The organism is Streptomyces sp. NPDC026394 (assembly GCF_055567735.1).
This window is the reverse complement of the sequence record NZ_JBVHPX010000001.1, coordinates 355,285-379,566: the sequence shown is the minus strand read 5'-3', so window position 1 is coordinate 379,566 and position 24,282 is coordinate 355,285. Positions and strand designations below refer to the sequence as shown.

General features: G+C 72.7%; 27 protein-coding genes. 15 read left to right on the top strand and 12 right to left on the bottom strand.

The features are described 5' to 3' along the window. Window positions 1-160: 160 nt before the first annotated feature. On the bottom strand, window positions 161-2,434 hold the full coding sequence (locus ACZ4QV_RS01765) for a VMAP-C domain-containing protein (protein WP_361591694.1): 2,274 nt from the start codon (window positions 2,432-2,434) through the stop codon (window positions 161-163). Further along, entirely contained in the window at window positions 2,434-2,838 is a 405-nt protein-coding gene (locus ACZ4QV_RS01760; protein ID WP_361146642.1) for a CU044_2847 family protein, read from the bottom strand. Before ACZ4QV_RS01760 ends, ACZ4QV_RS01765 begins: the two co-directional genes overlap by 1 nt. A 151-nt stretch (window positions 2,839-2,989) precedes the next feature. Between ACZ4QV_RS01760 and ACZ4QV_RS01755 the strand changes: the two genes are divergently transcribed. From ACZ4QV_RS01755 to ACZ4QV_RS01740, 4 genes are all read left to right on the top strand, one after another. After that, entirely contained in the window at window positions 2,990-3,169 is a 180-nt protein-coding gene (locus ACZ4QV_RS01755) for a DUF6104 family protein (protein WP_030017204.1), read from the top strand. 198 nt (window positions 3,170-3,367) lie between these two features. Further along, the gene (locus tag ACZ4QV_RS01750; protein ID WP_467762475.1) at window positions 3,368-4,246 is read left to right on the top strand and encodes a DUF4097 family beta strand repeat-containing protein; all 879 of its coding nucleotides are present in this window, start codon (window positions 3,368-3,370) and stop codon (window positions 4,244-4,246) included. 5 nt (window positions 4,247-4,251) lie between these two features. After that, window positions 4,252-5,409, top strand: coding sequence for a helix-turn-helix transcriptional regulator (locus ACZ4QV_RS01745; protein ID WP_361591691.1), 1,158 nt, complete (start codon window positions 4,252-4,254; stop codon window positions 5,407-5,409). Window positions 5,410-5,613: 204 nt separating this feature from the next. Continuing rightward, window positions 5,614-6,498 (top strand): SCO6745 family protein, encoded by an 885-nt coding sequence (locus tag ACZ4QV_RS01740; protein WP_361146651.1) that lies wholly within the window; start codon window positions 5,614-5,616, stop codon window positions 6,496-6,498. 75 nt (window positions 6,499-6,573) lie between these two features. On the opposite strand, the gene ACZ4QV_RS01735 is transcribed toward ACZ4QV_RS01740, so the two are convergent. The 3 genes from ACZ4QV_RS01735 to ACZ4QV_RS01725 form a co-directional block, all read right to left on the bottom strand. Continuing rightward, window positions 6,574-7,137 (bottom strand): Clp protease N-terminal domain-containing protein, encoded by a 564-nt coding sequence (locus ACZ4QV_RS01735; protein ID WP_361591689.1) that lies wholly within the window; start codon window positions 7,135-7,137, stop codon window positions 6,574-6,576. Beyond that, window positions 7,137-7,346: an RNA polymerase sigma factor sigma-70 region 4 domain-containing protein gene (locus ACZ4QV_RS01730; RefSeq protein WP_031001233.1), complete on the bottom strand. Its 210-nt coding sequence runs from the start codon at window positions 7,344-7,346 to the stop codon at window positions 7,137-7,139. Before ACZ4QV_RS01730 ends, ACZ4QV_RS01735 begins: the two co-directional genes overlap by 1 nt. Before the next feature lie 234 nt (window positions 7,347-7,580). Next, window positions 7,581-8,360: a TetR/AcrR family transcriptional regulator gene (locus tag ACZ4QV_RS01725; RefSeq protein WP_361146657.1), complete on the bottom strand. Its 780-nt coding sequence runs from the start codon at window positions 8,358-8,360 to the stop codon at window positions 7,581-7,583. Between the two features lie 135 nt (window positions 8,361-8,495). Here ACZ4QV_RS01725 and ACZ4QV_RS01720 point away from each other — a divergent pair, with 135 nt between their 5' ends. Further along, the gene (locus ACZ4QV_RS01720) at window positions 8,496-8,777 is read left to right on the top strand and encodes a hypothetical protein (protein WP_361591686.1); all 282 of its coding nucleotides are present in this window, start codon (window positions 8,496-8,498) and stop codon (window positions 8,775-8,777) included. A 39-nt stretch (window positions 8,778-8,816) separates the two neighbouring features. On the opposite strand, the gene ACZ4QV_RS01715 is transcribed toward ACZ4QV_RS01720, so the two are convergent. Then, window positions 8,817-9,416: a short chain dehydrogenase gene (locus ACZ4QV_RS01715; RefSeq protein ID WP_361146663.1), complete on the bottom strand. Its 600-nt coding sequence runs from the start codon at window positions 9,414-9,416 to the stop codon at window positions 8,817-8,819. A gap of 129 nt (window positions 9,417-9,545) precedes the next feature. On the opposite strand from ACZ4QV_RS01715, the gene ACZ4QV_RS01710 reads away from it, so the two are divergent. Continuing rightward, complete coding sequence (locus tag ACZ4QV_RS01710) at window positions 9,546-10,517, top strand: LysR family transcriptional regulator (protein ID WP_361146666.1); 972 nt, start codon at window positions 9,546-9,548, stop codon at window positions 10,515-10,517. Between the two features lie 56 nt (window positions 10,518-10,573). On the opposite strand, the gene ACZ4QV_RS01705 is transcribed toward ACZ4QV_RS01710, so the two are convergent. The 4 genes from ACZ4QV_RS01705 to ACZ4QV_RS01690 form a co-directional block, all read right to left on the bottom strand. Then, the gene (locus ACZ4QV_RS01705) at window positions 10,574-11,191 is read right to left on the bottom strand and encodes a HutD/Ves family protein (protein WP_467762474.1); all 618 of its coding nucleotides are present in this window, start codon (window positions 11,189-11,191) and stop codon (window positions 10,574-10,576) included. A 61-nt stretch (window positions 11,192-11,252) separates the two neighbouring features. Beyond that, window positions 11,253-12,215, bottom strand: a complete 963-nt coding sequence (locus ACZ4QV_RS01700; RefSeq protein ID WP_030017215.1) for a zinc-binding dehydrogenase — start codon at window positions 12,213-12,215, stop codon at window positions 11,253-11,255. 113 nt (window positions 12,216-12,328) lie between these two features. After that, complete coding sequence (locus tag ACZ4QV_RS01695) at window positions 12,329-12,592, bottom strand: hypothetical protein (protein WP_361146675.1); 264 nt, start codon at window positions 12,590-12,592, stop codon at window positions 12,329-12,331. Window positions 12,593-12,870: 278 nt separating this feature from the next. Continuing rightward, window positions 12,871-14,130, bottom strand: coding sequence for an NAD(P)-dependent malic enzyme (locus ACZ4QV_RS01690; RefSeq protein ID WP_467762473.1), 1,260 nt, complete (start codon window positions 14,128-14,130; stop codon window positions 12,871-12,873). Window positions 14,131-14,668: 538 nt separating this feature from the next. Here ACZ4QV_RS01690 and ACZ4QV_RS01685 point away from each other — a divergent pair. From ACZ4QV_RS01685 to ACZ4QV_RS01675, 3 genes are all read left to right on the top strand, one after another. Next, window positions 14,669-15,643, top strand: coding sequence for an ABC transporter substrate-binding protein (locus tag ACZ4QV_RS01685; RefSeq protein ID WP_361639552.1), 975 nt, complete (start codon window positions 14,669-14,671; stop codon window positions 15,641-15,643). Between the two features lie 85 nt (window positions 15,644-15,728). Beyond that, entirely contained in the window at window positions 15,729-16,676 is a 948-nt protein-coding gene (locus ACZ4QV_RS01680; protein ID WP_361146680.1) for an amino acid ABC transporter permease, read from the top strand. Window positions 16,677-16,693: 17 nt separating this feature from the next. Then, complete coding sequence (locus tag ACZ4QV_RS01675; protein WP_078623906.1) at window positions 16,694-17,446, top strand: amino acid ABC transporter ATP-binding protein; 753 nt, start codon at window positions 16,694-16,696, stop codon at window positions 17,444-17,446. 99 nt (window positions 17,447-17,545) lie between these two features. On the opposite strand, the gene ACZ4QV_RS01670 is transcribed toward ACZ4QV_RS01675, so the two are convergent. Continuing rightward, window positions 17,546-18,307, bottom strand: a complete 762-nt coding sequence (locus tag ACZ4QV_RS01670) for a class I SAM-dependent methyltransferase (protein ID WP_361146686.1) — start codon at window positions 18,305-18,307, stop codon at window positions 17,546-17,548. Window positions 18,308-18,386: 79 nt separating this feature from the next. Between ACZ4QV_RS01670 and ACZ4QV_RS01665 the strand changes: the two genes are divergently transcribed. Next, entirely contained in the window at window positions 18,387-19,016 is a 630-nt protein-coding gene (locus tag ACZ4QV_RS01665; RefSeq protein WP_361146689.1) for a CGNR zinc finger domain-containing protein, read from the top strand. Here the strand turns inward: ACZ4QV_RS01665 and sodX are convergent. Next, window positions 18,920-19,384, bottom strand: coding sequence for a nickel-type superoxide dismutase maturation protease (sodX, locus tag ACZ4QV_RS01660; protein ID WP_032926229.1), 465 nt, complete (start codon window positions 19,382-19,384; stop codon window positions 18,920-18,922). The genes ACZ4QV_RS01665 and sodX overlap by 97 nt on opposite strands. 186 nt (window positions 19,385-19,570) lie before the next feature. Here sodX and sodN point away from each other — a divergent pair, with 186 nt between their 5' ends. From sodN to ACZ4QV_RS01635, 5 genes are all read left to right on the top strand, one after another. Continuing rightward, window positions 19,571-19,966, top strand: a complete 396-nt coding sequence (sodN, locus tag ACZ4QV_RS01655; protein ID WP_030017226.1) for a superoxide dismutase, Ni — start codon at window positions 19,571-19,573, stop codon at window positions 19,964-19,966. A 186-nt stretch (window positions 19,967-20,152) separates the two neighbouring features. Beyond that, window positions 20,153-20,752, top strand: a complete 600-nt coding sequence (locus ACZ4QV_RS01650; RefSeq protein ID WP_361146694.1) for a chemotaxis protein CheB — start codon at window positions 20,153-20,155, stop codon at window positions 20,750-20,752. After that, window positions 20,752-22,620, top strand: a complete 1,869-nt coding sequence (locus ACZ4QV_RS01645; protein WP_361586291.1) for a CheR family methyltransferase — start codon at window positions 20,752-20,754, stop codon at window positions 22,618-22,620. The genes ACZ4QV_RS01650 and ACZ4QV_RS01645 overlap by 1 nt, the downstream gene beginning before the upstream one ends. A 27-nt stretch (window positions 22,621-22,647) precedes the next feature. Continuing rightward, a complete protein-coding gene (locus ACZ4QV_RS01640) occupies window positions 22,648-23,505 on the top strand; it encodes a GAF domain-containing protein (RefSeq protein WP_361586294.1) in 858 nt (285 codons plus the stop codon). 23 nt (window positions 23,506-23,528) lie between these two features. After that, window positions 23,529-24,248 (top strand): ANTAR domain-containing protein, encoded by a 720-nt coding sequence (locus ACZ4QV_RS01635; protein ID WP_361586296.1) that lies wholly within the window; start codon window positions 23,529-23,531, stop codon window positions 24,246-24,248. Window positions 24,249-24,282: the final 34 nt, after the last annotated feature.

Sequence of the window (24,282 nt, the reverse complement as noted above, 5' to 3'; positions counted from 1 at the left end):
TCGGGCAGGGGCGAAGGGGCCGCGGAAGAGCATTCCCGGCAAGCGTCGGCATCCGCTTCCCACCCTCCCCCGGACCCGTCCCCCTAGCAATCTCTCACGACGCTAGGACAGTAGCCAGCCGGACGGAAGGATGCGGGGCGTTTTCCGGTCTCGGGGGACGTCATGGGGGCGACAATTGCGTGGTGCTGGAGAAGAGTTGGGGTATCGGGTTGTCCGGGTCGTCGTAGAGGAGCACGAGGTCACGGGCCCAGGAGACGCCGCCCTCGGCAGCCTTGGCCCGCAGCTCCCGCACCAGTTCGGGAATCTCGGCGACCGACTTCGGCGCGCCGAGCAGTTGGGACACCTCACGGTGGAACTCGTCGCACACCCGGTCGCAGTCCCGCTCGCCGTGGCCCTCCGCGAGCCACAGCGCGACCGGGTGGCCGGTGTCCAGGGTCCAGCCGACGGCCTCCAGCCCCGTACCGTCCGCCACCGACCGGCACAGCGCCGGTACCGCGCCCTCGTCCGCCTCCTCCAGCAGCCGTGACAGCCCCGACACCGAGGCGCGGGGACCGGCCGGCACCCGCAGCGCGGTCAGCCGCCCGGCCGCGGCCAGGCCCTGCCAGCGCCGCAGCCAGGCCGGGTCCACCTCCTGGCGGCGCCCCTGGTCGCGCAGCACCACCGCGCGTGCCGGGCCCAGCGGGCGCAGGCGCGCGGCCCGGCGCGTCGAGGCCGGTACGCGCCAGCGGTCCGCCGGCGTGTGCCAGCGCTCCTCCGGCACCGCGACCTCCAGACGCACCCGTGCGCCGCCCGCCGCGTCGTCGGCGCGCAGCAGCCGGGGGCCGAGTCGTTGCAGTACCTGGTCACATGCCTGCTCGAAGGGCACACCGTCCCGCGACTCCTGGATCTCGACGCGCTGCCACCGGCCCTGCCCGTATCCCTCGCTGACCGACCAGTTGAAGAGCTGCCGGCCGCCCGCGTCGTCGTAGAACAGCGGCTCGAACTCCACCAGCAGCGCGTCGGGGCGGCGCCGTACCGGTCCGATGCGCTCCCGGTCCCTGGGCAGCAGGACGACCGCCTTGGCCGTCACGAACAGTTCCAGCCGCTCGGCCGCCGTGCGGAGCGCGACGCCCTCGTCACCGGGGACCTCCCGCGCCTCGTCGGCCGTGCGCTGCGCGACGATGCGCAGATAGTGCACGAAGGCGCACAGCTCCGTGTACGGGTCGCTGCCCTGGTAGAGCGCCCCGTGCCCGTCCCGCCAGGTGCGCAGCGTCCACGGCCCGGCCCGGCCGGTACGGCCCCGGGGGTCCGCGCGACCCAGCGCCTCGGCGACCGCGGCGGCCACCACCAGCGGGTCCCGGGGCGCGGGCAGCGACGCCAGCAGGTCGAGCGCCTGCAAGCGCTCCTGCACGCCCCACAGCCGGCCGCGCCCCGACATGATCGCGTGCTGGGCGTCGAACCAGGTGGGCTCGCCCGGCCCGCCGAGGTCCTGCCCGGCCCAGTGCCAGCGGTCGTGCAGGCCCGTCAGCGCGTGGTACGGGTCGTCGCCGAGCCCGGTGGCGCCCGGCACGAGGTGGTGCGGCGCCAGCCCGCGCAGCTCGGTGACCGGCACCGCGAGGCCGAGCCGGTCCTCGCGGTGGCTGCCCTTGACGATGCCGACGACCTCGCCGCGGTCGCAGTCCAGCAGCGGTCCGCCGGACGCGCCCGGCGTCACGCGGACGTCGGTGCCGAACTGGAGGCCGCGGGCGTCGCGGGCGCCGAAGCGGACGGCGATGAAAGGGTGGACCGGGGCGGCGCCCGGGTCGGGCGTGGCGCCCGGGACGTGGGCGGCGCCCGGGACGGGGCCGGAACCGGGGCCGCGACCGGCGTCGTACGGGGCCCCCGCCGCGCCGGGCGGGTCCTGGTCGTGGCCGCGGAAGATGAACGCGTCCTCCAGGAGCGCGGCCGGCTGATCGCTGAGCCAGGCGCACGGGTGCGGGACCTCCGGGTCGAGGAGCCGCAGGAGGGCCAGGTCCACGCGGGGGCCCGGAGCGGGCGGCGGGCCGCTCCCGGCGGCCGCCTCCCGGCCGGCGCCCAAGGCTTCCGGGGTTCCCGGGGCTTCGCGGGTTCCCGGGGCTCCCGGTCTCTCCTCCCCGGCTGCCCGTACGGGCGCCGGCCGGCTCAGGTCGTACTCCAGGCGCGCGGCGACCACCCGGCCGTCGAACGCCACGCCGATCTCCCCGTCCGGACCGGTGGCGCGGCGCCGCCCGTCGCCGCTGGTGAGCACGTGGGCGCAGGTCAGCACCCAGCCGGGGGCGACGAAGACCCCGCTGCCCCACAACGGCGCCGGGGTCACACCGGGCGCCGGACGGATGGCGACGGTCGCCCGGCCGGCGTGCCCGAGGAGGCGCGCGTACTTCTCGCGGTCCGCGCGGTCCCCCCGTCCGGGCCCGTGGCCGCCTTCCGGGGCCGCCATCACTCACCCGGGTCGTGCGGCCCTCGGCCGTCGGCGCGGCCGTCCTCCCCCGGGACGGGTCCGGCCTCGGGCGTCTCCCGCTTCCGCCACGTGAGCGTCACCGACAGGTTCGCCTTGGCCTCGCCGTCCGCGAGCAGCGCCACCGCCCGGCCGGGCTTGGCCGCCACCTCGACGCCGAAGGTCACACTGGTCTCGTCCGGCGCCACCCGTTCGGTCGCCTCGCGCAGGCTCGCCGCGACCCCGCCGACCAGGTCCCGCAGCCCCTCGACGCGCGCGCCGAGCGCGTCCCACGCCCCCACGTCGTCGTATTCCTCGTCCGCTCCCCCGGCGACGTCCAGCCGGGAGACCCGGGCCCAGACCGCCGTACCGTCGGGCAGCTCGATGAGATGTGCGCGATCGCGCATCACGGCCTCCTGCTCCCCCTGAGCGGCAGAGTCCCACTGCCCCAGGGCCGTTGACAGGTGATCAGGTTATCCCCAGGGTGCGAGTGACGCGAGGGGTCGCGACGCCTGCCTATCCTGGCCGGGAACGTCCCGAAAACCTGGTGGAGAGCACGTGTATTTCACGGATCGCGGTATCGAGGAGCTGGAGAGCCGGCGCGGCGAGGAGGAGGTCACCCTCGGCTGGGTCGCCGAACAGCTCCGTACTTTCGTCGACCTCAACCCCGACTTCGAGGTTCCCGTCGAGCGGCTGGCCACCTGGCTGGCGCGGCTGGACGACGAGGACGACGACTGACCCCGCACCCTACGGGCTGCGAACTGCCCGCTGCCCGCCCGTGCCCGGCCGTCCGGCGATCTGCCCGCCGTACCGGCCGGGCACTTCTACGTGGCCCGGCGCCCGGAGCCCTGCCCTTGGACACACCCCCGAGCGCGATATATCGTGTCGGAAGACACGCGATATGTTGCGTCGCCGTCATGTCAGGGAGGCCAGGACATGTCAGATCGGGCCGAGTGGTCGGTCGCCGAGCCGCGCACGCTGGAGATCGAGGGCGCCGTCACCGCACTGGAGGTGCGGGTGGTCGGCGGGACCGTCAATGTCGTCGGCACCACGGACGGCGGCGCGGCGCGGGTGGAGATCAGCGAGGTCTCCGGGCCGCCGCTGACCGTCCGGCGGGAGGCGGGGACGCTCACCGTCACGTACGAGGACCTGCCCTGGAAGGGCCTGCTGAAGATGATCGGCCGCGGGACCTGGCAGCGCACCGCGGTCGTCTCGGTCACCGTGCCCGCCGCGACCCGCGTCGAGGTCGGCACGGTGGGCGCGAGCGCGGTGGTCTCGGGGATCTCCGGGCGTACCGAGCTGCGCGGGGTCACCGGCGACAGCACCCTGGTCGGCCTGACCGGGCCCGTGCGGGCCGAGACCGTGTCGGGCGGGGTCGAGGGGCAGGCCGTCACGGGGGACCTCAGCTTCAACTCCGTCTCCGGCGACCTGACGCTCCTGGAAGGGTCCGGCGGCTCCGTACGGGCCGAGTCGGTCAGCGGTGACATGGCCCTGGACCTCGATCCGTCGGCCGAGGGCGCGGACGTGCGGCTGACCACGGTCTCCGGTGAGGTCGCCATCCGGCTGCCCGCGCCGGGCGACATCCGGGTCGACGCGAACACCACCAGCGGCACGGTCGCCAACGCCTTCGAGGACCTGCGGGTCAGCGGCCGGTGGGGAGCCAAGCGGATCACCGGCCGGCTCGGCTCGGGCAACGGCACGCTGAAGGTCACCACGGTCTCCGGGGGCCTGGCCCTGCTGCGCCGCCCGCCGACCGGGACCCCTGACGACTCCCCCGGCGCCAGCGCCGGCCAGGCCGACAAGAAGGTGCTCTGAAAGCCATGCCCCCCGTCTTCGCCCACGGCCGCCTCCGCCTCTACCTCCTCAAGCTGCTGGACGAGGCCCCGCGGCACGGTTACGAGATCATCCGGCTCCTGGAGGAGCGCTTCCAGGGGCTCTACGCGCCGTCCGCCGGGACGGTCTACCCGCGGCTGGCCAAGCTGGCGGCCGAGGGCCTGGTCACCCACACCACCGAGGGCGGCCGCAAGGTCTACGCGATCACCGCGGCGGGCCGTGCCGAACTGGCGGACCGGGGCGGCGAACTGGCCGACCTGGAGCTGGAGATCCGCGAGTCGGTCGCGGCGCTGGCCTCCGACATCCGGGAGGACGTGAGCGGCTCGGCGCGGAACCTGCGCCGCGAGATGCGCGAGGCGGCGCAGCAGGCCCGCGAGGGCCGGCGGGGCGCCGCCGAGGGCGACGGTGCCGAGCACGGTTTCCCCGACGCCGCCGAGTACTTCGAGGGCCGCTTCGGCGACAAGGAGGGCTGGCGGCAGGCGAAGGAGGAGTTCCGGCGCGCCAAGGAGGAGTGGAAGGAACAGGCGCGGCGGGCCAAGGAGGAGAGCCGGCGCGCGAAACAGGACGCGCAGCGGGCCCGCAAACAGGCCAGGGACGCGCAGTCGTTCGTGCGGGACGAGGTGCAGCAGGCCATCAGGCGCGTACAGGAACAGGCCCAGGAGCACGTACGTACCGGGGACTGGGCGGGGGCGCTGCGCGAGGCGCTGTCGGAAGTCTCGCGCGAGGTGGGCCGCTTCGGCGCCGGGCCGGAGCCGGCCGGGGGCGGCCCGGCGGACGCGGACCGCCCCGGCGGCGCGGGCGGGCGGGGCCCGTCGGACGCGCCGGGTGCCCGCCTCACCAAGGAAGACGCCGCGGCGGGAGCCGGTGGGACGGACGGCTCGCGGGCGGCGCGCACGGCGAGCGGCGGCCGGGCGCCCGCCGAGCCCGCGTGGGCGTCCGAGCCCGGAACCGGCGACCCGGCCCGGGACTTCGACCGGCTGCTGGACCGCTTCCGGGACGACCTGCGGGACGCGGCGCGCGACCACGGCGTCAGCGCCGAGCAGCTCACGGACGTACGCCGCCGTCTGGCGTCGACTGCTGCGCACGTCGGAGCACTGCTGCGTGACCCGGAGGCATATGCGACCGGGCAGGAACCACCGCACTGACCGCTCCGGCAGATCGCCCGTCCGTCACGCACAGTTGTCTGCGAGGGTCTGGATTCACCGCGCGTAATCGGGGAACTCAGACCCTCGCACGGCTTTTTGCCCGACGACGGGTTCTGCCGGAGGAAATCGCAGACCTGTGGCCGTGTCCGCCCTTACAGTCAACTCTCCTTGTCTGAACGGATCTTGAAGGCCAAGAGGTAAGCGATGTCGGAATACCCTGCCGTGGCCCGCCGGATGTGGCGCCAACTGGAGCCCGTCCACGCCATTCTCTACTTCGCGCCCGAGGCGTTCGAGGAGGCGGCGGCACTCGGTTACGACACCGATTCCCGCTGGCCCAGCTACTTCGCCTGGCGCACGGCGCCGCTCGGCGCGGCGGGTCCCGAGCTGGTGGCCGCGACGTTCTACAGCTTCAGTCCGCGGATGATCGCCCGGTACGTGCCGGCGATCTGGTCGACGGCGGCGCCCGGCAAGGTCCTGGACGCCCGGCTACAGGCGGTGGACCGCATAATGACCGGCCTGACGAGAGCCGCCCGGATGTCCGCCGCGCAGCTCGCCGAGGCGGCCCGGCTGGCCCGGCAGGCCGCCGAGAACGCCTCGACGGCCGCCCGCCCGCTGGCCGCCGCCAACCGCGACCTGCCCTGGCCGGACGCCCCGCACCTGGCGCTCTGGCACGCCGTCACGGTGCTGCGCGAGCACCGCGGCGACGGGCATCTGGCGGCCCTGCTGACCTACGACCTCGAACCGTGCGAGGCGCTGGTGTCGTTCGCCGCGATCGGTGCCGTGCCGAAGGCCAACTTCAAGGGGCGCGGCTGGACGTCGCAGGAGTGGAGCGCCGCGCACGACCGGCTCGCCGCGCGCGGCTGGATCGACCCGGCCGGGCGGCCGACGGACCGGGCGCGTGAGGGGCGGGACGACGTCGAGCGCATGACGGACCGGCTGGCCGCCGCGCCCTGGCGGGCGCTGGGCCGGTCCCGCGCGGAACGGCTCGCCCAGCTTCTCAACCCGCTGCTGGGCGCGGTCTCCGAGGCCGGGCTGCTGCCGCGGCACGGCACGTCGGGGATCGGTGCGGTGAAGGTCGCGTACCCGTAGCGGGCGGCGGCCTTTCCACGCCCGCCCCCCACGCCCGCCCCACACCCGCCCGTCACACCACCGCGGCGGGCCCGCTCACCCCGCCGCGGCCCGCTCCCCCAGCGCCCGTACGACATCGGCGTGCTCGACGCCGCGTTCGGCCAGTACGGACGCGGCGAGGCCCGGGCCGGACACCATGGCGAGCAGCAGGTGCTCGTCGCCGATGTGCTTGTCGCCGCGGCCGAGCGCGACGCGCAGCGACCGTTCCAGTACGGCCTTGGCCTCCGGGCGGAACGGCCCGCGCAACGAGCGTCCGCGGCACTCCCTCGGCGCGGAGGCGGAGTCCAGCGCGCCGACGCCGTGCGCCCGTTCCACCCGGGTGACGATCTCCGTCACGTCGATGCCGAGCCCGGCCAGTGCCTCCGCGTCGGCGGCCGTCAGGCCGCCCCGCCGTCGGGCCTCGTCCAGCGAGCGTTCCACGGATGCCCGGCGCTCGCGCACCCCCAGGGCGGCGAGCGCCTCGGCGCCGGGGGAGCCCCGGCCGTCCAGCAGGGCGAGCAGCAGTTCGCCCTCGCCGACCGTGCCGGGGCCCGGCCGGACCGCGTGGGCGGGCGCGCCGCGCACCACGTCGCGGGCGCTCGCCGTGAACCGTTCGAACATCAACGCCTCCCGTACTTCTTGTGGACCGCCTGCCTGCTGACCCCCAGCTCGGCGGCGATGTCCTGCCACGACCAGCCCTTCACCCGGGCACTGCGCACCTGTACGGCTTCCAACTGCTCCAGCAGCCGGCGGAGCGCGGCCACCGCACGCAGGCCGATCCGGGGGTCCTGGTCGCCCGCCCGCTCGGCGAGTTTCGTTGCTTCGCTCATGTCGTCAATGTAGGTTGACACACACCGCGCGTCAACGGTGGTTGACGATCGACCGCGGTCCGCCACCGTGGACGGACGACGACGCGCACCGGGAACGCACCCGCCATCGACACCCCACCGCCGTCATCCATGGCGATGAGTCGATTCCCGTTATCTGCCGGCCCGAGACGACCCGATACGGGCACCACCGCGGCTACGCCACCCGGCGGACCCCCGGGTGGCACCCCGGCCGACTCAGGCGAAGATCCGGTCGAGGTGATAGTCGATGGTGCGCTGGACCTCGGCCATCGTGCGGCGTCCGTGCAGTACGTCGAGGCCCAGCCCGGAGACGCCCGACACCAGCAGGTCGGCCTCGCGCGCGGGATCGACGCCGGGCCGCACGCCGCCGGCCTCCCGGATCAGGGTGGCGACCAGGGACTCCACCACCTGCTCGCCGTGCAGGAAGACCTCGGCCATCGCCGGGTCGGTCAGACTGCGGACGAAGTAGGCGGTGAACACGCGGAGCGCCAGCGCGCGTTGTGCGTCCAGCGGCAGGAACTCGACCAGAACGGCGCGCAGTACGGCCCGCAGGTCACCGGCGTCGTACAGGTCCGCCATGCGCGCGCGGGCGCGGCGGTCGTTCTCTTCGTGCAGCAGGCGCAGCGACTCGACCAGCAACCGGTGCTTACTGCCGAAGTAGTACTGCACCACCCGCAGCGAGACCCCGGCCTCCGCCGCGACCTCGCGCATACTTGCCGACTCCAGGCCGCGCGCCGCCGCGATCCGCCAGACGGCTTCAGCGACCTCGCGCCGCCGCCGCTCCCGCGCGCCGCCGACGGGCGACCGAGGCGCCTCTACGGGAGAGGACACGGAGGGCTCGGAGGGCTCCTCCACGGCCGTACGGGCCGCCTTCTTGCGCCGCCGGTACGCCTTCGCCTGGCAGCTCCGCGAACAGTACGCGGGCGGGCGGCCGCGGACCGCCTCGGGCAGCCCGGCACCGCAGATCCGGCACTCGGCCATCTTTTCGTCACGCACAGGAAGAGCGTACCGCGCCACGGAAAGCGTGACGAATATCAGGTCCGACAAGGATAGTCAAGGCGCCCGGGGCGAAAATTTGATACGATCGTATCCACGAACGGAGAAATACCGGCACGGAACGGGGAGACGACCATGAATGAAGCCTGGTACCGACTGCTGTCCATCCTGGTGTTCACCGCGGGCTTCTGGGAGGGCCCGGCGGCCATCCTCTACCGGATCGTCGGCGACGACCACGGCCACCCCATGCGGCCCGTCAACTACCTCGACGCACCCTGGAACTTCGTGGCCTCGGGCGCGGCGATCGTCGTCACCGTCGCCCTGCTCGCCGTACTGGACAAGGGGCGCGAGAAGGCGCTCGCCCGCGAGCGCGACGCCGGGGCCACCCGCGCCCACGCGGGCACGCACACGGGCTGAGCGCCCCCCGCCCGCGCCCGCGGGTCCGCCGCCCGGCCGTCACACCGGCTCGTAGACCTGCCCGGTCTGCCCGCCCTCGACCGACCGCACGTATGCCGCGGCCACCTGCGCCAGGCCGACCGGCTGGACGCCGGGGAAGAAGTCCCCGTACTCCGCGAGGGATTCGGTGACCACGGTCGGGCTCACGGCGTTCACCCGCTGCGGGGCGATGTCGAGCGCGGCGGCCCGCACGAACGCCTCCACCGCGCCGTTGGCCATCGCCGCCGCACTGCCGGTGGGGACGGGGTCGCGGGAGAGCACCCCGGCGATCAGGGTGAAGGAGCCCCGTCGGGCGATACGGGCGGTGCCCTGGCGCACCAGCTCGATCTGGCTGAGCACCTTGCCGCGGAAGCCCGCCACGTAGTCCTCCGTGGCCATCCCGGCGACGGGCTCGAACGGGGTGTCGCCGGCCGCGCTCACCACCGCGTCCAGGGTGCCGGCCCGGTCGTACGCCTCGGTGACCTGCGCCGGGTCGGAGATGTCCAGCCGCAGGTCGCCGCCGCTGCGGCCGACCGTGATGATCTCGTGGCCGCGTCCGGCCAGCGTCTCGTGTACGGCGGCGCCCAGTCGTCCGGTCGCGCCGATCAGCAGAATCCTCATGCCGCCGACGCTAGGCCGGGCCGTCCGGCGGAGGGAAATACCTTCTGTACGGGATTTATGCTCGGGGGTCATGAATGGTGAACGGGGCGCGGGCGGGCAGCCCGGCCGGGGCGCGGACGGAGACGTGCGGTGAACGTGGAGTTGCGGCATCTGCGGGCGCTGGCCGCCATCGGGGACGAGGGCACGATCACCGGCGCGGCGGCGGTGCTGCGCGTCAGCCAGCCCGCCCTCTCGCGCACCCTGGAGCAGTTGGAGAGCCGCCTGGGCACCTCACTGGTCGAGCGGACCACCCGCCGGCTGCGGCTCACCCCGGCGGGACGGCGGCTGCACGAGCACGCCCACCGCATCCTCGCCCAGCTCGACGACGCGCTCGCCGAGGCGGTCGCCGGGCCGCGCCCGCTGCGGGTCGGCTTCGCCTGGGCCGCGCTCGGCCGGCACACCGTGCCGCTGCTGCGCGAGTGGCGGCACGAACACCCCGGCGAGCCCGTAGAGGTGCACCGGCTCGACGACGCGGAGGCGGCGCTGCGCCGTGGCACCGTCGATCTCGCCTTCCTGCGGACGGTCCCGGCGGACGACGGGATGCTGGACACCGTGGCGCTGTACCGCGAGCGCCGGATCGCCGCGCTGTGCGAGAGCGACCCGCTGGCCGGGCGGACGGCGGTCTCGCTGGCCGACCTGACGCACCACGCCATCGCCCTGTGCGCCACCGCGTGCACCACCAGCGCCGCGCTGTGGCCCGCCGGACAGCGGCCGAGCAGCACCTTCGAGGTCGCCAACGTCGACGAGTGGCTGACCATGATCGCGACCGGGGCGGCGGCCGGGGTGACGGCCGAGGCCACCGTGCACAGCCATCCGCACCCGGGTGTCCGTTACGTACCGATCACCGACGCCGGCCCGGTCACGGTCCTGCTGGCCCGCCCCCGGGCGGCCACCCACCCCGCCACCGACGCCTTCACCACCCACGCGCGGCACACCCTGCGCCGCACCGGCGCGACCGGCATCCCGGTCACGGACGCCGCGCGGACTCCCCCGGCCGCCGGGCGCCGCGACGCATCCGGCCAGGACGGTTCCGCCGCCGGTCCGGTGAGTCGGACCGCGTAGCGGCGGCCGCGCGGACCGGGCCGGCGGTGGGGACCAACCGGTGGCCGGCGGCCTGTTCAGACCGTGCGGGCACCGGGCGCCGCCGTCCGTACGGTGAGGGTGACGACGGCCGTGACACCGTCGGCGTGCAGCGATACGCCCGCGTCCGCGGGCATGAGGGCGGCGTCGTGCCGCTCCAGCGTGAGGGTGCGGCCGAGATCGGGGCCGGACAGCCGCGTACGGCCGGACAGCGCGACCACCAGCCGCGTCCGCCGCTCCCCGGGCGCGTCCCCGGCGTCCCCCGGCCGCGGCTCGGCGACGTGGTTCCCGCGGGTCATCTCCACGGTCGCCGCCGAACGCCCGCGCCGCAGCATGACGTTGAAGTTGACGACCGGCCCGTCCAGGAGGCGGCAGCCGGTCGGGGCGTCACCGGGGAAGGCGAACGGGCGGTACGGGCCGGGCAGTACGTGGCGGGTGCCGTCGACGGTCAGTTCCAGTCCGGCGCCGTCGGCCACCGTCAGGACGCGGTCCACGCCGGGCAGCGCGGAGTACGGGCCGTCACGGCCCACTTCGGCCAGGCTCACCCGCCAGTCGAAGGTGTCCCAGCCCGCGCCCGGCGGCGCGGCGGCGATCTCCCGCGTCACCCCGCCGCCGTTGCTCCAGGCCGTCGCCGTACGCCCGGCCGCGCGCAGCACCCGCAACCTCTCCGTCTCTCCCGGTGTCTCCCGTGCTCCCGCGCCCCGGACCGTCGGGGTCTCAGACCGTCAGGACGACCTTGCCGAACATCTCGCCCTCGGCCAGCTTCGCGAAGCCCTCGCGCGCCCGGTCCAGCGGCAGGGTGGTGTCGATGACGGGCCGGACGCCCTTGGCCGCGCAGAAGTTCAGCAGCGAGGCCAGTTCGTCCTTGCTGCCCATGGTCGAGCCGACGACCTTCAGCTCCAGGAAGAAGATGCGGTTGAGCTCCGTGCGCTCGGGGTGGAAGCCGCTGGTGGCGCCCGAGATGACGAGCGTGCCGCCGGGCTTGAGCGACTTCACCGAGTGCGACCAGGTGGCGGCGCCGACCGTCTCGATCACCGCGTCCACCCGCTCGGGCAGCCGCTCACCGCTGGGCAGCGCGGCCTCGGCGCCCAGTTCCACGGCGCGCTTGCGCTTGTCCTCGCTGCGGCTGGTGGCGAAGACCCGCAGCCCGGCCGCCGCGCCCAGCACGATCGCCGCGGTGGCCACACCGCCGCCCGCGCCCTGGACGAGCACGCTGTCGCCGGGCCGTACCCCGGCGTTGGTGAACAGCATCCGGTACGCGGTCAGCCAGGCGGTCGGCAGGCACGCGGCCTCGGCGAAGGACAGCTCCTTCGGCTTGGGCAGCACGTTCCAGGCGGGGACGGTGACCTGTTCGGCGAAGGTGCCCTGGTAGCGCTCGGTGAGGATGGAGCGCGGCTCGTCCGGGCCGACGCCGTGGCCGCTCTGGCCGATCACCGAGTGCAGCACGACCTCGTTGCCGTCCTCGTCGGTGCCGGCCGCGTCACAGCCGAGAATCATGGGCAGCGCCTCCTCACCCAGGCCCACGCCGCGCAGCGACCACAGGTCGTGGTGGTTGAGGGAGGCGGCCTTGACGTTGACGGTCGTCCAGCCGGGGCGTGCGCCGGGGGCCGGGCGCTCCCCCAGTTCGAGGCCGTTCAGCGGCTGGTCGCGGTCGATGCGGGCGGCGTAGGCAGCAAACATGATCCCAACGTAGGGCGCACGGGGGCCGGGCGGTACCGGACCGCGGTGTGACACGCGCCGCGCCGCCGACCGCCGTCGGGTCCCCTGGCCGCCGTCAGGCCCGCTCGCCGACGTCAGGCCCCTTGCGCGGACTCCCGCCACCGCGCCGCCCGGTCCCGGCGGCGGCCGCGCACCGCGGCGGCCGGCGCGCAGCAGGTCAGTACGGCGGTGAGCGCGACGCAGGACCGGAACAGCGGGTTGACGTAGCCCGGCACCAGGTCGTACGCGGCGTCGCACTTGTTGCTGAACAGCGGAAGGACGTGCTTCTGCTGGAGGGCGGCATCGGAACGGACGTCAGGGTCGTACGGATGCCCGAGCAGTTCGCAGGTCTCCCTCATGTCCCAGGCGGACGCCTCCCGCAGCCCCCAGGCGAAGGCCAGTACCGTGAACTCCCCGCGAAGGCCGCTGCCTCGGCCCAGGGCCGCGTCGCGCGGCGGAAGGTGCCCGCGCAGAAGAGGTGGATGTACAGCGCGGTCACCGCCACCGGGGCGATGACCGTGAGGAGCGCGAAGGCCCACGTGAACAGGCACGTCATGGCTACCGGAGCCGCCTTCCCCAAGGTTCGGCGCAGCGAAAAGGCCCCACCCGGAGGCGGGGCCTTCCCACGGACGCGATGTCAGCGGCGCGCGACGCCCTCCGCGCGGGCGGCGGCCGCGACCGCCGAGGTGACCGCCGGGGCGACCCGCTCGTCGAACGGCGACGGGATGACGCACTCGGCGCTCAGGTCGTCGGCGACCACCGAGGCCAGCGCCTCGGCGGCGGCCAGCTTCATGCCCTCGGTGATCCGGCTGGCGCGCACCTGGAGGGCGCCGGCGAAGATGCCGGGGAAGGCCAGCACGTTGTTGATCTGGTTCGGGTAGTCGCTGCGGCCGGTGGCGACGACGGCCGCGTACTTGTGCGCGACGTCCGGGTGGATCTCCGGGTTCGGGTTGGCCATCGCGAAGATCAGCGCGTCCTTCGCCATCTTGGAGACCGCCTCCTCCGGCACCGTGCCGCCGGAGACGCCGATGAAGACGTCCGCACCGTCCAGGGCCGACTCCAGGGAGCCGGTCAGCCCGGCCTTGTTGGTGAAGGAGGCCAGCTCGCGCTTGACGTCGGTGAGGTGCTCGTCGCGGTCGGCGGTGACGACGCCCTTGCGGTCGCACACCGCGACGTCGCCGATACCGGCCTCCACGAGGATCTTGGCGATGGCGAACCCGGCCGCGCCGGCGCCGGAGATGACGGCGCGCAGTTGTCCGAGCGAACGGTTCGTCAGCTGGGCGGCGTTGCGCAGCGCGGCCAGCGTGACCACGGCGGTGCCGTGCTGGTCGTCGTGGAAGACCGGGATGTCCAGGCGTTCCTGGAGCTTGCGCTCGATCTCGAAGCAGCGCGGCGCGGAGATGTCCTCCAGGTTGACGCCGCCGAAGGACGGCGCCATCCGCACGACGGTGTCGACGATCTCGTCGGCGTCGGTCGTCGCCAGGGCGATCGGCACCGCGTCCACGCCGCCGAACTGCTTGAAGAGGATGGCCTTGCCCTCCATCACGGGCAGCGATGCCTCGGCCCCGATGTCACCGAGGCCCAGCACCGCGGTGCCGTCCGTGACGACGGCCACGACCTGGGACTTCCAGGTGTAGTCGTGCACCAGCTCGGGTTCTTCGGCGATGGCGCTGCACACCTTGGCGACGCCGGGTGTGTAGGCGAGGGAGAGGTCCTCGCTGTCGCGCACCGGAACAGTCGCCTGGATCGCCATCTTGCCGCCGCGGTGCAGGAGGAAGGCGGGGTCCTGGCACTGCTCCCCGCCGTCCGGTCCGGAGCCGGGCGTGCCCTGGGCGTCCGTGTCCGCGTGCTCGGGCGTCTTGCCGCCGTCGTGGGCCTGGGCGGTCTTGGCTGTCACTGGTTCAACCCCTTTGTTCGTCAATCAGTTGAGGGTGTCCACTCCCTGGTCAAGGGGTGGGCGGGCACCGCGTCCGTGCCCTGCGCGACGAATGGCCGTCCCGCGGGGGGAGGTACGGACGCCGGGCGCGCCGCACGCGCGCCCTGAGCCCCGGATGAGGGGTGTAACGAACCTTTCTACCGGACGGGCGTGCGCCCCGACGAGTCGGATTCGTTACCCATGAGTCACCTCTGGGGTCACAACCTCGGCATCAGGGGTGAACAGCGCGAACCGTCGGAAGTTCCCCGTGCGGTGTCCGTACTGCGAGACGCGGGCCCGTCCGGCCGGGCGGTCTGCCGGTCACTTGGCGCGTTCTCCCCAAGGGACACCTGGGATGTACGGCTTCGTCCCCGTCCGTTATCCGATTTTGACCTGGACGGCAGTCCGGATAGCGGTGTCCGGATGGCAGGATTCCGTCACCGAACGAGGTCGCGACGCCCGAAGGTGTGTGCCCGGCCCCTGCTCAGTCGGCTTCTCCCTCATCCGCAGGAGGATCAGCATGACCGCACGCCCCACCCGTCGCCCGGCCCCCGGCAGGTCTCGTTCAGCCGTGGCCGCCGCGACCGCGGTCGCGGCCTCGCTGCTGCTGCTCAGCGCCTGCGGTGACCAGACCGACGCGGCGATCGCCAAGCGCGAGGCGGCCAAGAACCGCAACCCGGACGCCCCGCTGTTCAATCTCCTGCCCAAGGAGATCCAGGACAAGGCGATGATCCAGGTCGGTTCGGACATCACCTACAAGCCGGTGGAGTTCCGTACCGACGGCAAGGTCACCGGCATCGACCCGGACCTCGCCGAAGCGCTGGGCGAGGAGTTGGGCGTCAAGCTCAACTTCAACAACGCCACCTTCGACACCCTCATGGGCGGCATGAAGTCCAAGCGCTACGACATCGCCATGTCGGCGATGACCGACACCAAGGACCGCCAGCAGGGCGTGGACAGCACCACCGGCAAGAAGGTCAGCGACGGTGTCGACTTCGTCGACTACCTCGACGTCGGCGTCTCGATCTACACGCAGAAGGGCAAGACCCAGGGGATCGACGGCTGGGAAGCGCTGTGCGGCAAGAAGATCGCGGTGCAGCGCGGCACCGTCTCGCACGACCTGGCCAAGGACCAGACGAAGAAGTGCGAGGAGTCCGGCACGGACGCGATCTCCATCGAGGCGTTCGACAACGACACCGAGGCGCAGACGCGGCTGCGTACCGGCGGTGTGGACGCGGTCTCCAGCGACTACCCGGTCGCGGCGTACGCGGTCAAGACCTCCGGTGGCGGCAACGACTTCCAGTTGGTCGGCGGCGCGCCGGTCAAGGCCGCCCCGTACGGCATCGCGGTGCCCAAGGACAGCCCGAAGCTGCGCGACGCCCTCAAGGCGGCCATGGAGGCCATCGTCAAGAAGGGCAGCTACGCGCAGGTGCTCAAGAAGTGGAACGTCACGGACGCCGCGGTCAAGGAAGTGAAGCTCAACGGCGGCAGCTGAGCGCCTGCCCGAGCCCCGCCCGCCCGCGTGCCCGCCCGGCCGCGCACGGCCCGTCCCTCCCGCCGAAAGCTGAAAGGCAACACCCGTGTCAGTTGACGTCGACAAGCCGGCCCAGCCGCCGGCGGACGCCCCGCCGCCCGCTCCCGAGCCGATCAAGGCCATTCCCGTCCGGCACTACGGGCGCTGGGTGGCGGCGCTGGTCGTTCTCGCGCTGCTCGTCCTGCTCGTGCGGGCCTTCGCCGCCGGCAAGGTCAACTGGGGCGCGATACCCGACTACATGTTCAACGCGGACATCCTGCGGGGTCTGCGCAACACCCTGCTGATCACGGTGCTGTCGATGGTCATCGGCATCGTCCTCGGCGTCGTCCTGGCCGTGATGCGGCAGTCGAAGAACCCGGTGACCTCGACGGTCGCGTGGTTCTACGTCTGGTTCTTCCGCGGTACGCCGGTCTACGTCCAGTTGTTCCTCTGGTTCAACCTGGGCCTGGTCTTCCAGTACATCGACATCATGCCGATCTACAAGGACGAGTGGTCGGACTTCATGACCCCGTTCCTGTGCGCGCTGCTGGGCCTCGGTCTCAACGAGGCCGCGTACATGGCGGAGATCTGCCGCGGCGGCCTGCTCGCCGTCGACGAGGGCCAGACCGAGGCGGCGCACGCGCTGGGCATGAGCCACGGCAAGACGCTGCGCCGGATCGTCGTGCCGCAGGCGATGCGGGTGATCGTGCCGCCGACCGGCAACGAGGTCATCAACATGCTCAAGACCTCGTCGCTGGTCATCGCGGTGCAGTACTACGACCTGCTGCAATCGGCGCAGAACGTGGGCCGTGACGCCGGCCCCGTGGTGGAGATGCTCATCCTCGCCGCGGTCTGGTACCTGATCGCCACTTCGGTGCTCAGCGTCGGCCAGTACTACCTGGAGCGCTACTACGCCCGCGGCGCCAGCCGCCAACTGCCGCCCACGCCGGTCCAGCGGCTGCGGGCCCGGCTGTCCGGCGGCGCGAACCGTTCGTCGGCCGGAGGTGCCGCATGACCAGCAAGCCCACCCCCATGGTCAAGGCCGAGGGCGTCCACAAGTCCTTCGGCACGGCCCACATCCTCAAGGGCATCGACCTGGAGGTCGCGCCCCGTGAGGTGTTCTGCCTGATCGGCCCGTCCGGCTCCGGCAAGTCGACGTTCCTGCGCTGCATCAACCACCTGGAGAAGATCAACGCCGGCCGGCTGTCGGTCGACGGCGAGCTGGTCGGCTACCGGGAGGCCAACGGCAAGCTGTACGAGCTGCGCGACCGCGAGGTGGCCGCGCGCCGCCGTGACATCGGCATGGTCTTCCAGCGCTTCAACCTCTTCCCGCACATGACGGCGCTGGAGAACATCATGGAGGCGCCGGTCCAGGTGAAGGGCGAGTCCAAGGCGACCGCCCGGGAGCGCGCGGGCAAGCTGCTGGACCGGGTCGGCCTGGCCGACAAGGCCGGCAACTACCCGTCGCAGCTCTCCGGCGGCCAGCAGCAGCGCGTCGCGATCGCCCGCGCGCTGGCCATGGAGCCGAAGCTGATGCTCTTCGACGAGCCGACCTCGGCGCTCGACCCGGAGCTGGTGGGCGATGTGCTGGACGTGATGAAGGACCTGGCGTCGGACGGCATGACGATGATCGTCGTCACGCACGAGATGGGCTTCGCGCGCGAGGTCGGCGACTCGCTGGTCTTCATGGACGACGGTGTGGTGGTCGAGTCCGGGCACCCGCGCGACGTGCTGGGCAAGCCGCAGCACGAGCGCACCAAGTCGTTCCTGTCGAAGGTGCTCTGACCCGGCGGGCACGGCCGTGCGACACACGACGGGCGGTACGTACGGGCGCGGCAGGCGCCCAGTACGTACCGCCCGGCCGTCGGACGAACCGTACGCGCGCTACTTCAGCCCGAGGACCAGCGCGTCCGAGGGTGAGCGCCACACCGCACGTGCCTCACCGAAACCGGACTCGCGCAGCACCTCGCAGTGCCACGTCACCGAAGGGGTGTCACCCTCGGCGTGCTCGCCGTAGATCGCGAAGTGCTCGGCGGTCGGCCCGGCGAGCACCGGGTCGGCGGCGGCCTTGTCCCACCAGCCACGCCAGTCCAGGGCGCCCGCCGCCTTGGCCTCGTCCTGGCGCGCGTGCCGGAAGGCGCGCTCGGCGGCGTCGATGCGCGGGGTGTCCCCTTCGGGCATGTGGTCGGCGTTCATGAAGACACCGCCCTCCCTGACGAGCCCGCCGAGCTGCCCGTACAGCCCGCGCAGCGGCCCGGTGTGCATCCAGTGCAGGGCGGTGGCGGTGAGCACGGCGTCGTACGAGTCGTGGGGCAGGGCGTCGGTCCACCGGGGGTCCTTGAGGTCCGCGCGGACGAACGTCACCCGGTCGTCGCCGGCGAAGTGTCCGCCGGCGATGGCCAGCAGGGCCGGGTCGAGGTCCACGCCCACGCTGACGGCCTTGGGGAAGCGCTTGAGCAGCCGGTCGGAGATACTGCCCGTGCCACAGGCCAGGTCCAGCACCCGGGGCTCGGTGCCCACCAGCGCCTCGACCATGTCGAGCATCACGCGGAACCGCTCCTCGCGGTCCGGCATGTACCACTCCTGCTGGCGGTCCCAACTGTCCTGCCAGCCCTGCCAGTCAGTACCGACGACAGTCTCGGTCATACCGTTACCTCCAGGCCGTAATACCCTCGTAGCAACAACACCTATTACGAACACTAGACCGCGCCCGTAAGGACTACAAGTGGAACTGGCCTATTACTCGGACTATGCCGTTCGCCTGGTCAACACCGAGCAGCCCGAGCGCGGCGGCGACACCCTGACCTCGGTGGAGGCCGTCCGCGAGCTGTTCGGGCCCGCCCAGCAGATGGCCCGCCGGGCCAACGAGAGCGACGTGACCCGCCTGCGCGGCGTACGGGCCCGGCTGCGCGCCGTCTTCGAGGCGGCGGACGAGGGCGACGAGGTCCGGGCGGTGGACCTGCTCAACGCGCTGATGATGGAGTTCCCGGTGAGCCCGCAGGTCTCCGGGCACGAGTTCCGCGACGAGGACGGGCGCCCCAAGTGGCACCTGCACATCGCCGACCACGCGGCCAACGCCACCGCCGGCTACACCGCCACCGCCTCCATGGGCCTGGCCTTCCAGCTCACCGAGCTGGGCGTCGACCGGCTCGGCATCTGCCAGGCACGCCCGTGCCGCAACGCCTACCTCGACACCTCGACCAACCGCTCCCGGCGCTACTGCTCGGACCGCTGCGCGACCCGCGCCAACGTCGCGGCCTACCGGGCCCGCAAGCGCCTGGACAGCGAGCGGTCGGCCCGTACCGGACGCACCGCGGAGACCGCCCAGGACAGCGCGCCCGACAGCGAGCGCTGAACACCGCGCGGCGGCCGCACCCGCACCCAGGCGCGCGCGATCACCAGCTCGTCGGGCACCACCCCGAACTCGCGGCTGTCGTTCTCCACGAACGGATTGTCCCCCTGGACCCACCAGCCGCCGTCGCGCCGCTCGACGGCCCGTTTGACGATCAGCAGGTCCTGCCGGAACGGGTGCCGCAGCACGACCACGTCACCCGCCCGCACCACCGCCCCGTACTGCACCACCAACTGGTCGCCGGGCCGCAGCGTCGGCACCATCGACGGGTTGTAGACCTCGGCGAGGCCGAAGGCCCGCAGCAGTCCGCCGCGCTCCCGCCCGTGCTCCTCACCCTGCTCCGGCCCGCGCTCTTCCACCCGCTCCGGCATCCCCGTCACACCTCCCGGTCCCAGCCCGGTGACCACCACGGCCCGGTCGTCCGTCACCGGTCCCATCCTCCATCAGACCCGGCCCGGAACCGGCCTTTTGCCCTAAGACCCCGAGCCACCCGAGAAAAGCCTTCCCCCGGCGAGTAATCTCGCACCTGAGAAGACGATCACGAGGAAGGACTGAACATGCTTTCCCGCCTGTTCGCCCCCAAGGTGAAGGTCAGCGCCCACTGCGACCTGCCGTGCGGCGTGTACGACCCGGCCCAGGCCCGTATCGAGGCCGAATCGGTCAAGGCCGTCCAGGAGAAGTACCAGGCCAACGAGGACGCGGACTTCCGTACCCGCGCCGTCCTCATCAAGGAGCAGCGCGCGGAGCTGGCCAAGCACCACGTCTCGGTGCTGTGGAGCGACTACTTCAAGCCGCCGCACTTCGAGAAGTACCCGGAGCTGCACCAGCTGGTCAACGACACCCTCAAGGCGCTGAGCGCCGCGAAGGGCTCCAACGACCCGGCGACCGGTCAGAAGGCCCTGGACTACATCGCCCAGATCGACAAGATCTTCTGGGAGACCAAGCAGGGCTGACCCGCCCCGCGCCACGGCGGCCGCGCGTCCCGACCGGGACGCGCGGCCGCTCCGGTACGCACCGCCGCCGCCCCCGGCCCGCGCGGGCGCCGTCCGCCGGCGCCCGGCAGGCCGGGGGCGGTTGTTTCCGCACGTCGGCAGCTCCGCGCCCCCGCCGCCGCGCCCGGCTTTCGATAGGCTCGGAACGTGACGACAGACCGCGGCGCAGCGGGCCGCTTCGAGGTCGTGGCCCTCGCGTCGTCCGCGGGCGGCATCAAGGCCCTGACCACGGTCCTCGGCGGCCTCGGGCCGGACCTGCCGGTTCCGGTCCTGGTGGTCCAGCACCTCGACCCCCGGCACCGCACCGTCATCGCCGAGGTGATCGGCCGGCGTACCGCGCTGCGGGTCAAGCTGGCCGAGGACGGCGAGCGGGCCCGGCCCGGCACGGTCTGCATCGCGCCCCCCGACCGGCACCTCCTGGTGGGCCCCGGAGGTACGCTGACGCTCTCCGGGAGCGAACTGGTCCACTTCCTGCGTCCCTCCGCCGACCTGCTCTTCGAGTCGGTCGCCGGGGCCTACGGGGCGCAGGCGATCGCCTGTGTGCTGACCGGGACCGGCAGCGACGGCGCCATGGGGGTGGACGCCGTCAGGTCACGCGGCGGCACGGTGATCGCGGAAGATCCCCTTACCGCCGAGTTCAAGGGAATGCCAGAGGCAGCGGTGAGCACGGGATCGGTGGACTTCGTGCTGCCTCTGGAGGAGATCGCCGCGGTGATCCGCGGTCTTGTCGAGGCCAAGAGGCAGTGATGGGTCACGTTCGGGATGTCGAGACCGACGAGGAGCTGGAGCGGCTGCTCGGCTTCCTGAGGGACGCCCGCGGATTCGACTTCACCGGCTACAAGCGTTCGTCGCTGGGCCGGCGCATCCGCAAGCGGATGGCGGATGTCGAGACCGAGACCTACGCGGACTACCGCGACCGCCTGGAGACGAACGCCGAGGAGTTCAACGCGCTCTTCAACACCATTCTGATCAATGTGACGTCCTTCTTCCGCGACCCGGACGCCTGGACGTTCCTGCAGCGCGAGGTGGTGCCCGAGCTGCTCGCGGACACCGCCGCCGACGAGGAGATCCGGGTCTGGAGCGCGGGCTGCTCCAGCGGCGAGGAGGCGTACTCCCTCGCCATCATGTTCGCCGAGGCGATGGGCGTGGAGGAGGCCCTGAACCGGGTCAAGATCTACGCCACCGACGTGGACGAGGAGGCCCTGCGCGACGCCCGCTCCGGTCTGTACACGGCGAAGGCGCTGGAGCCGCTCTCCCCCGAGCTGCGCGACACCTACTTCGAGCAGAACGGGACCCGCTTCACCTTCCGCACCGACCTGCGCCGCCGGGTCATCTTCGGGCGGCACGACATCACCCGCGACGCCCCGATCTCCCGGCTGGACCTGCTGGTCTGCCGCAACGCCCTGATGTACTTCAACGTCGAGGCGCAACGGCAGATCATCGACCGGTTCCACTTCGCGCTGCGCGAGCGCGGCTTCCTCTTCCTCGGCAAGGCCGAGATGCTGCTCAACGACGCCGAGCGGTTCGAAGTGCTCAGCATGCGCCAGCGCGCCTTCCGGCGGCGCCCCGGGGACGCCGGACCGCCGTACCACTCCGCACCCGCGAAGATCCGGGTCGGGGCGGGCACCGAGAAGCTGACCAACGCGGCCCGCAGCCGGCAGCTACGCGACCTGATCCTGGACGCCAACCCCGCCCCGGCCATCGCGGTCGACGGCGAGGGCACCGCGGTGCTGATCAACGGCCAGGCGCGGGCCCAGTTCGGCCTGACCTCCAACGACATCGGCCGGCCCTTCCAGGACCTGGAGATCTCCTACCGCCCCGTCGAACTGCGCTCCCTCATCGAGCAGGCCACCCACGAGCGCCGCACGCTGCGGGTCAACGGCGCCGAGCGACGGGTCGGCGAGGAGACCCAGTACTTCGACATCCTCATCCAGCCGCTGACGGGCTCCAACGGGCTGCTGGCGGCCACCAACATCACCTTCACCGACGTCACCGTCGCCACCCAGCTCAAGTCGGAGAACAAACGGGTCCGCGAGGACCTGGAGACGGCGTACGAGGAACTCCAGTCCACCAACGAGGAGCTGGAGACCACCAACGAAGAGCTCCAGTCGAGCATCGAGGAACTGGAGACCACCAACGAGGAACTCCAGTCGACCAACGAAGAGCTGGAGACCACCAACGAAGAGCTCCAGTCGGGCAACGAGGAACTGGAGACGATGAACGAGGAGATGCGTACCCGCACCGAGGAGCTGGACGAGGCCCGTGCCTTCCTCGAAGGGGTCGTCACCTCCATCGCAGCGGGCGTGGTCGTCCTCGACAAAAAGCTGAGGGTCAAGAGCTGGAACCGCGGCGCGGTGGACATGTGGGGGCTGCGCCCGGACGAGGTGATCGACGAACCGTTCTTCGCGCTGGACTTCGGCCTGCCCACCGAGACGCTGCTCCCGGCCGTGGAGAAGTGCCTGGAGTCCGGCAAGCGGACGGCGCCCTCGCGGGTCTCGGCCGTCAACCGGATCGGACGGCCCATCACCTGCAACGTGCTCTGTTCCCCGTTCGACCGGCACAACGGCGGAGTCGTCCTGCTGCTGGAAGCGGACCGCGGCGACAACGGCGACTGAGCGCCACCATGGGCGTACGCTGAGAACATGGTTCGGGGCCAACGCAGGGACGTCCAGGCACAGCTTGCGCGTCGCCGTGCGGCCAGGGCACGCCAGCGCGCCGAACACGCCATCGCGTGCGCCGAACAGCAGGAGATCTTGGCGGCCTCGTCCGCCGGGGGCCTCCACCTCCATCTCGCGAACGCCTACCGCCGGTCGGCGAAGTGCCATCTGTCCTCGGCGCGCCTCCAGGAGGCGTACGCCGACCGGATGTCCGCATGGGGCGGGGACGAGACCAGCCGCCCGCGCTTCATGACCGGCGTCGCGGAAGCGTGCGGGACGGCCAGCGTGGCGCTCACCCTGACGGGCCCCGACCACGGCCAGCTCTCCGTCGCCTCGTCGGACGAGCCTTCCCGGGCCGCGCAGGACCTGGAATTCGTGCTCGGCGAAGGGCCGGCGCACGACGCCTCGGTGGGCGGCTGCCTGATCTCGGCGGCCGGCCGGGCCATCGAGAGCCGCTGGCCCGCGTACGGTCCCGCGCTGACCTCCCTGGGCATCCACGAGGTGCTCACCGCTCCGCTGCGTACCGAAGGAAGCTGTATCGGCGCGCTCGCGGTCTTCGACCCCGGCGGCGGCCCGGTCGCCGCCGAGACGCTCACGGTGATCGCCGACGCACTGACCCGTACGGTGCTCCTCGGCCCCGACGCCGACCCCGAGCTGTACGAGGACGCCGACCACCGGGACTGTGTCCAGCAGGCCGCCGGAATACTCTCCGTCCAGGCCGGCCGCCGGGTGCAGGACGCGCTCGCCATGATCAAAGCACGCGCCTTCGCCGACGGGCAGCCGCCGGACGCCATCGCCGTACAGATCCTGCGCGGCACGCTGAAACTCGCCCAGGGCAGCTGAACGCACCGAGGGGATCTCCACCCATGACCACAGCTCCGCACCATCTCGCCTCCGTCTTCGTGGAGCTGGCGGGCGGCGGAGGGCAGGGGCCGCCCGGCGTCCCCACGCTGCTGGACCGGCTCACCGACCGCAGCAAGGAACTGCTCGCGGTCCGGGCGACCGCCGTGACCTTCTCCCCCGGAGCCTGCGCCGCCCCCCGGGTGGCGGCCTCCGACGCCGACGTCCGCCGCCTCGAAACGGACGCGGTCGCCTGGGGCGAAGGCCCCGGCCCCGCCTGCTGCCGCACCGGCCGGGCGCTCGGCGGCACGGCCCTGAGCGGGGCGGTGGCCCGGCAGCGCTGGCCGCGCTACGCGCCCCGCGCGCTCGCCCTGGGCTGCACCCACGCCGCCGCCCTGCCGATACGGGGTCACACCGGACCGGTCGGCGCCCTGGTCCTGCTCGCCACCCGCCGGACCGAGCTGACCGGTGACCTGATGGTGCTGGGCCAGCCGCTCGCGGACTTCGCCGCCGTGACGCTGCTGCGCGAGCACGAGGTGGAGGCGAGCCGTACCCTCGCCGCCCAACTGGAGCACGCCCTGAGCACCCGCCTCGTCATCGAACAGGCCAAGGGAGCGCTCACCGCACGCCACAACCTCTCCCCCGACGCCGCCTTCACCGTCCTGCGCGGCTACGCCCGCTCCCACCGGCGGCTGCTGACCGACGTCGCCCGCGAGGTGGTCGAGGGCCGGCTCGACCCGAAGTGACGCCACGCGTGGTCGCGGCGGGCGAAGCCGCCTG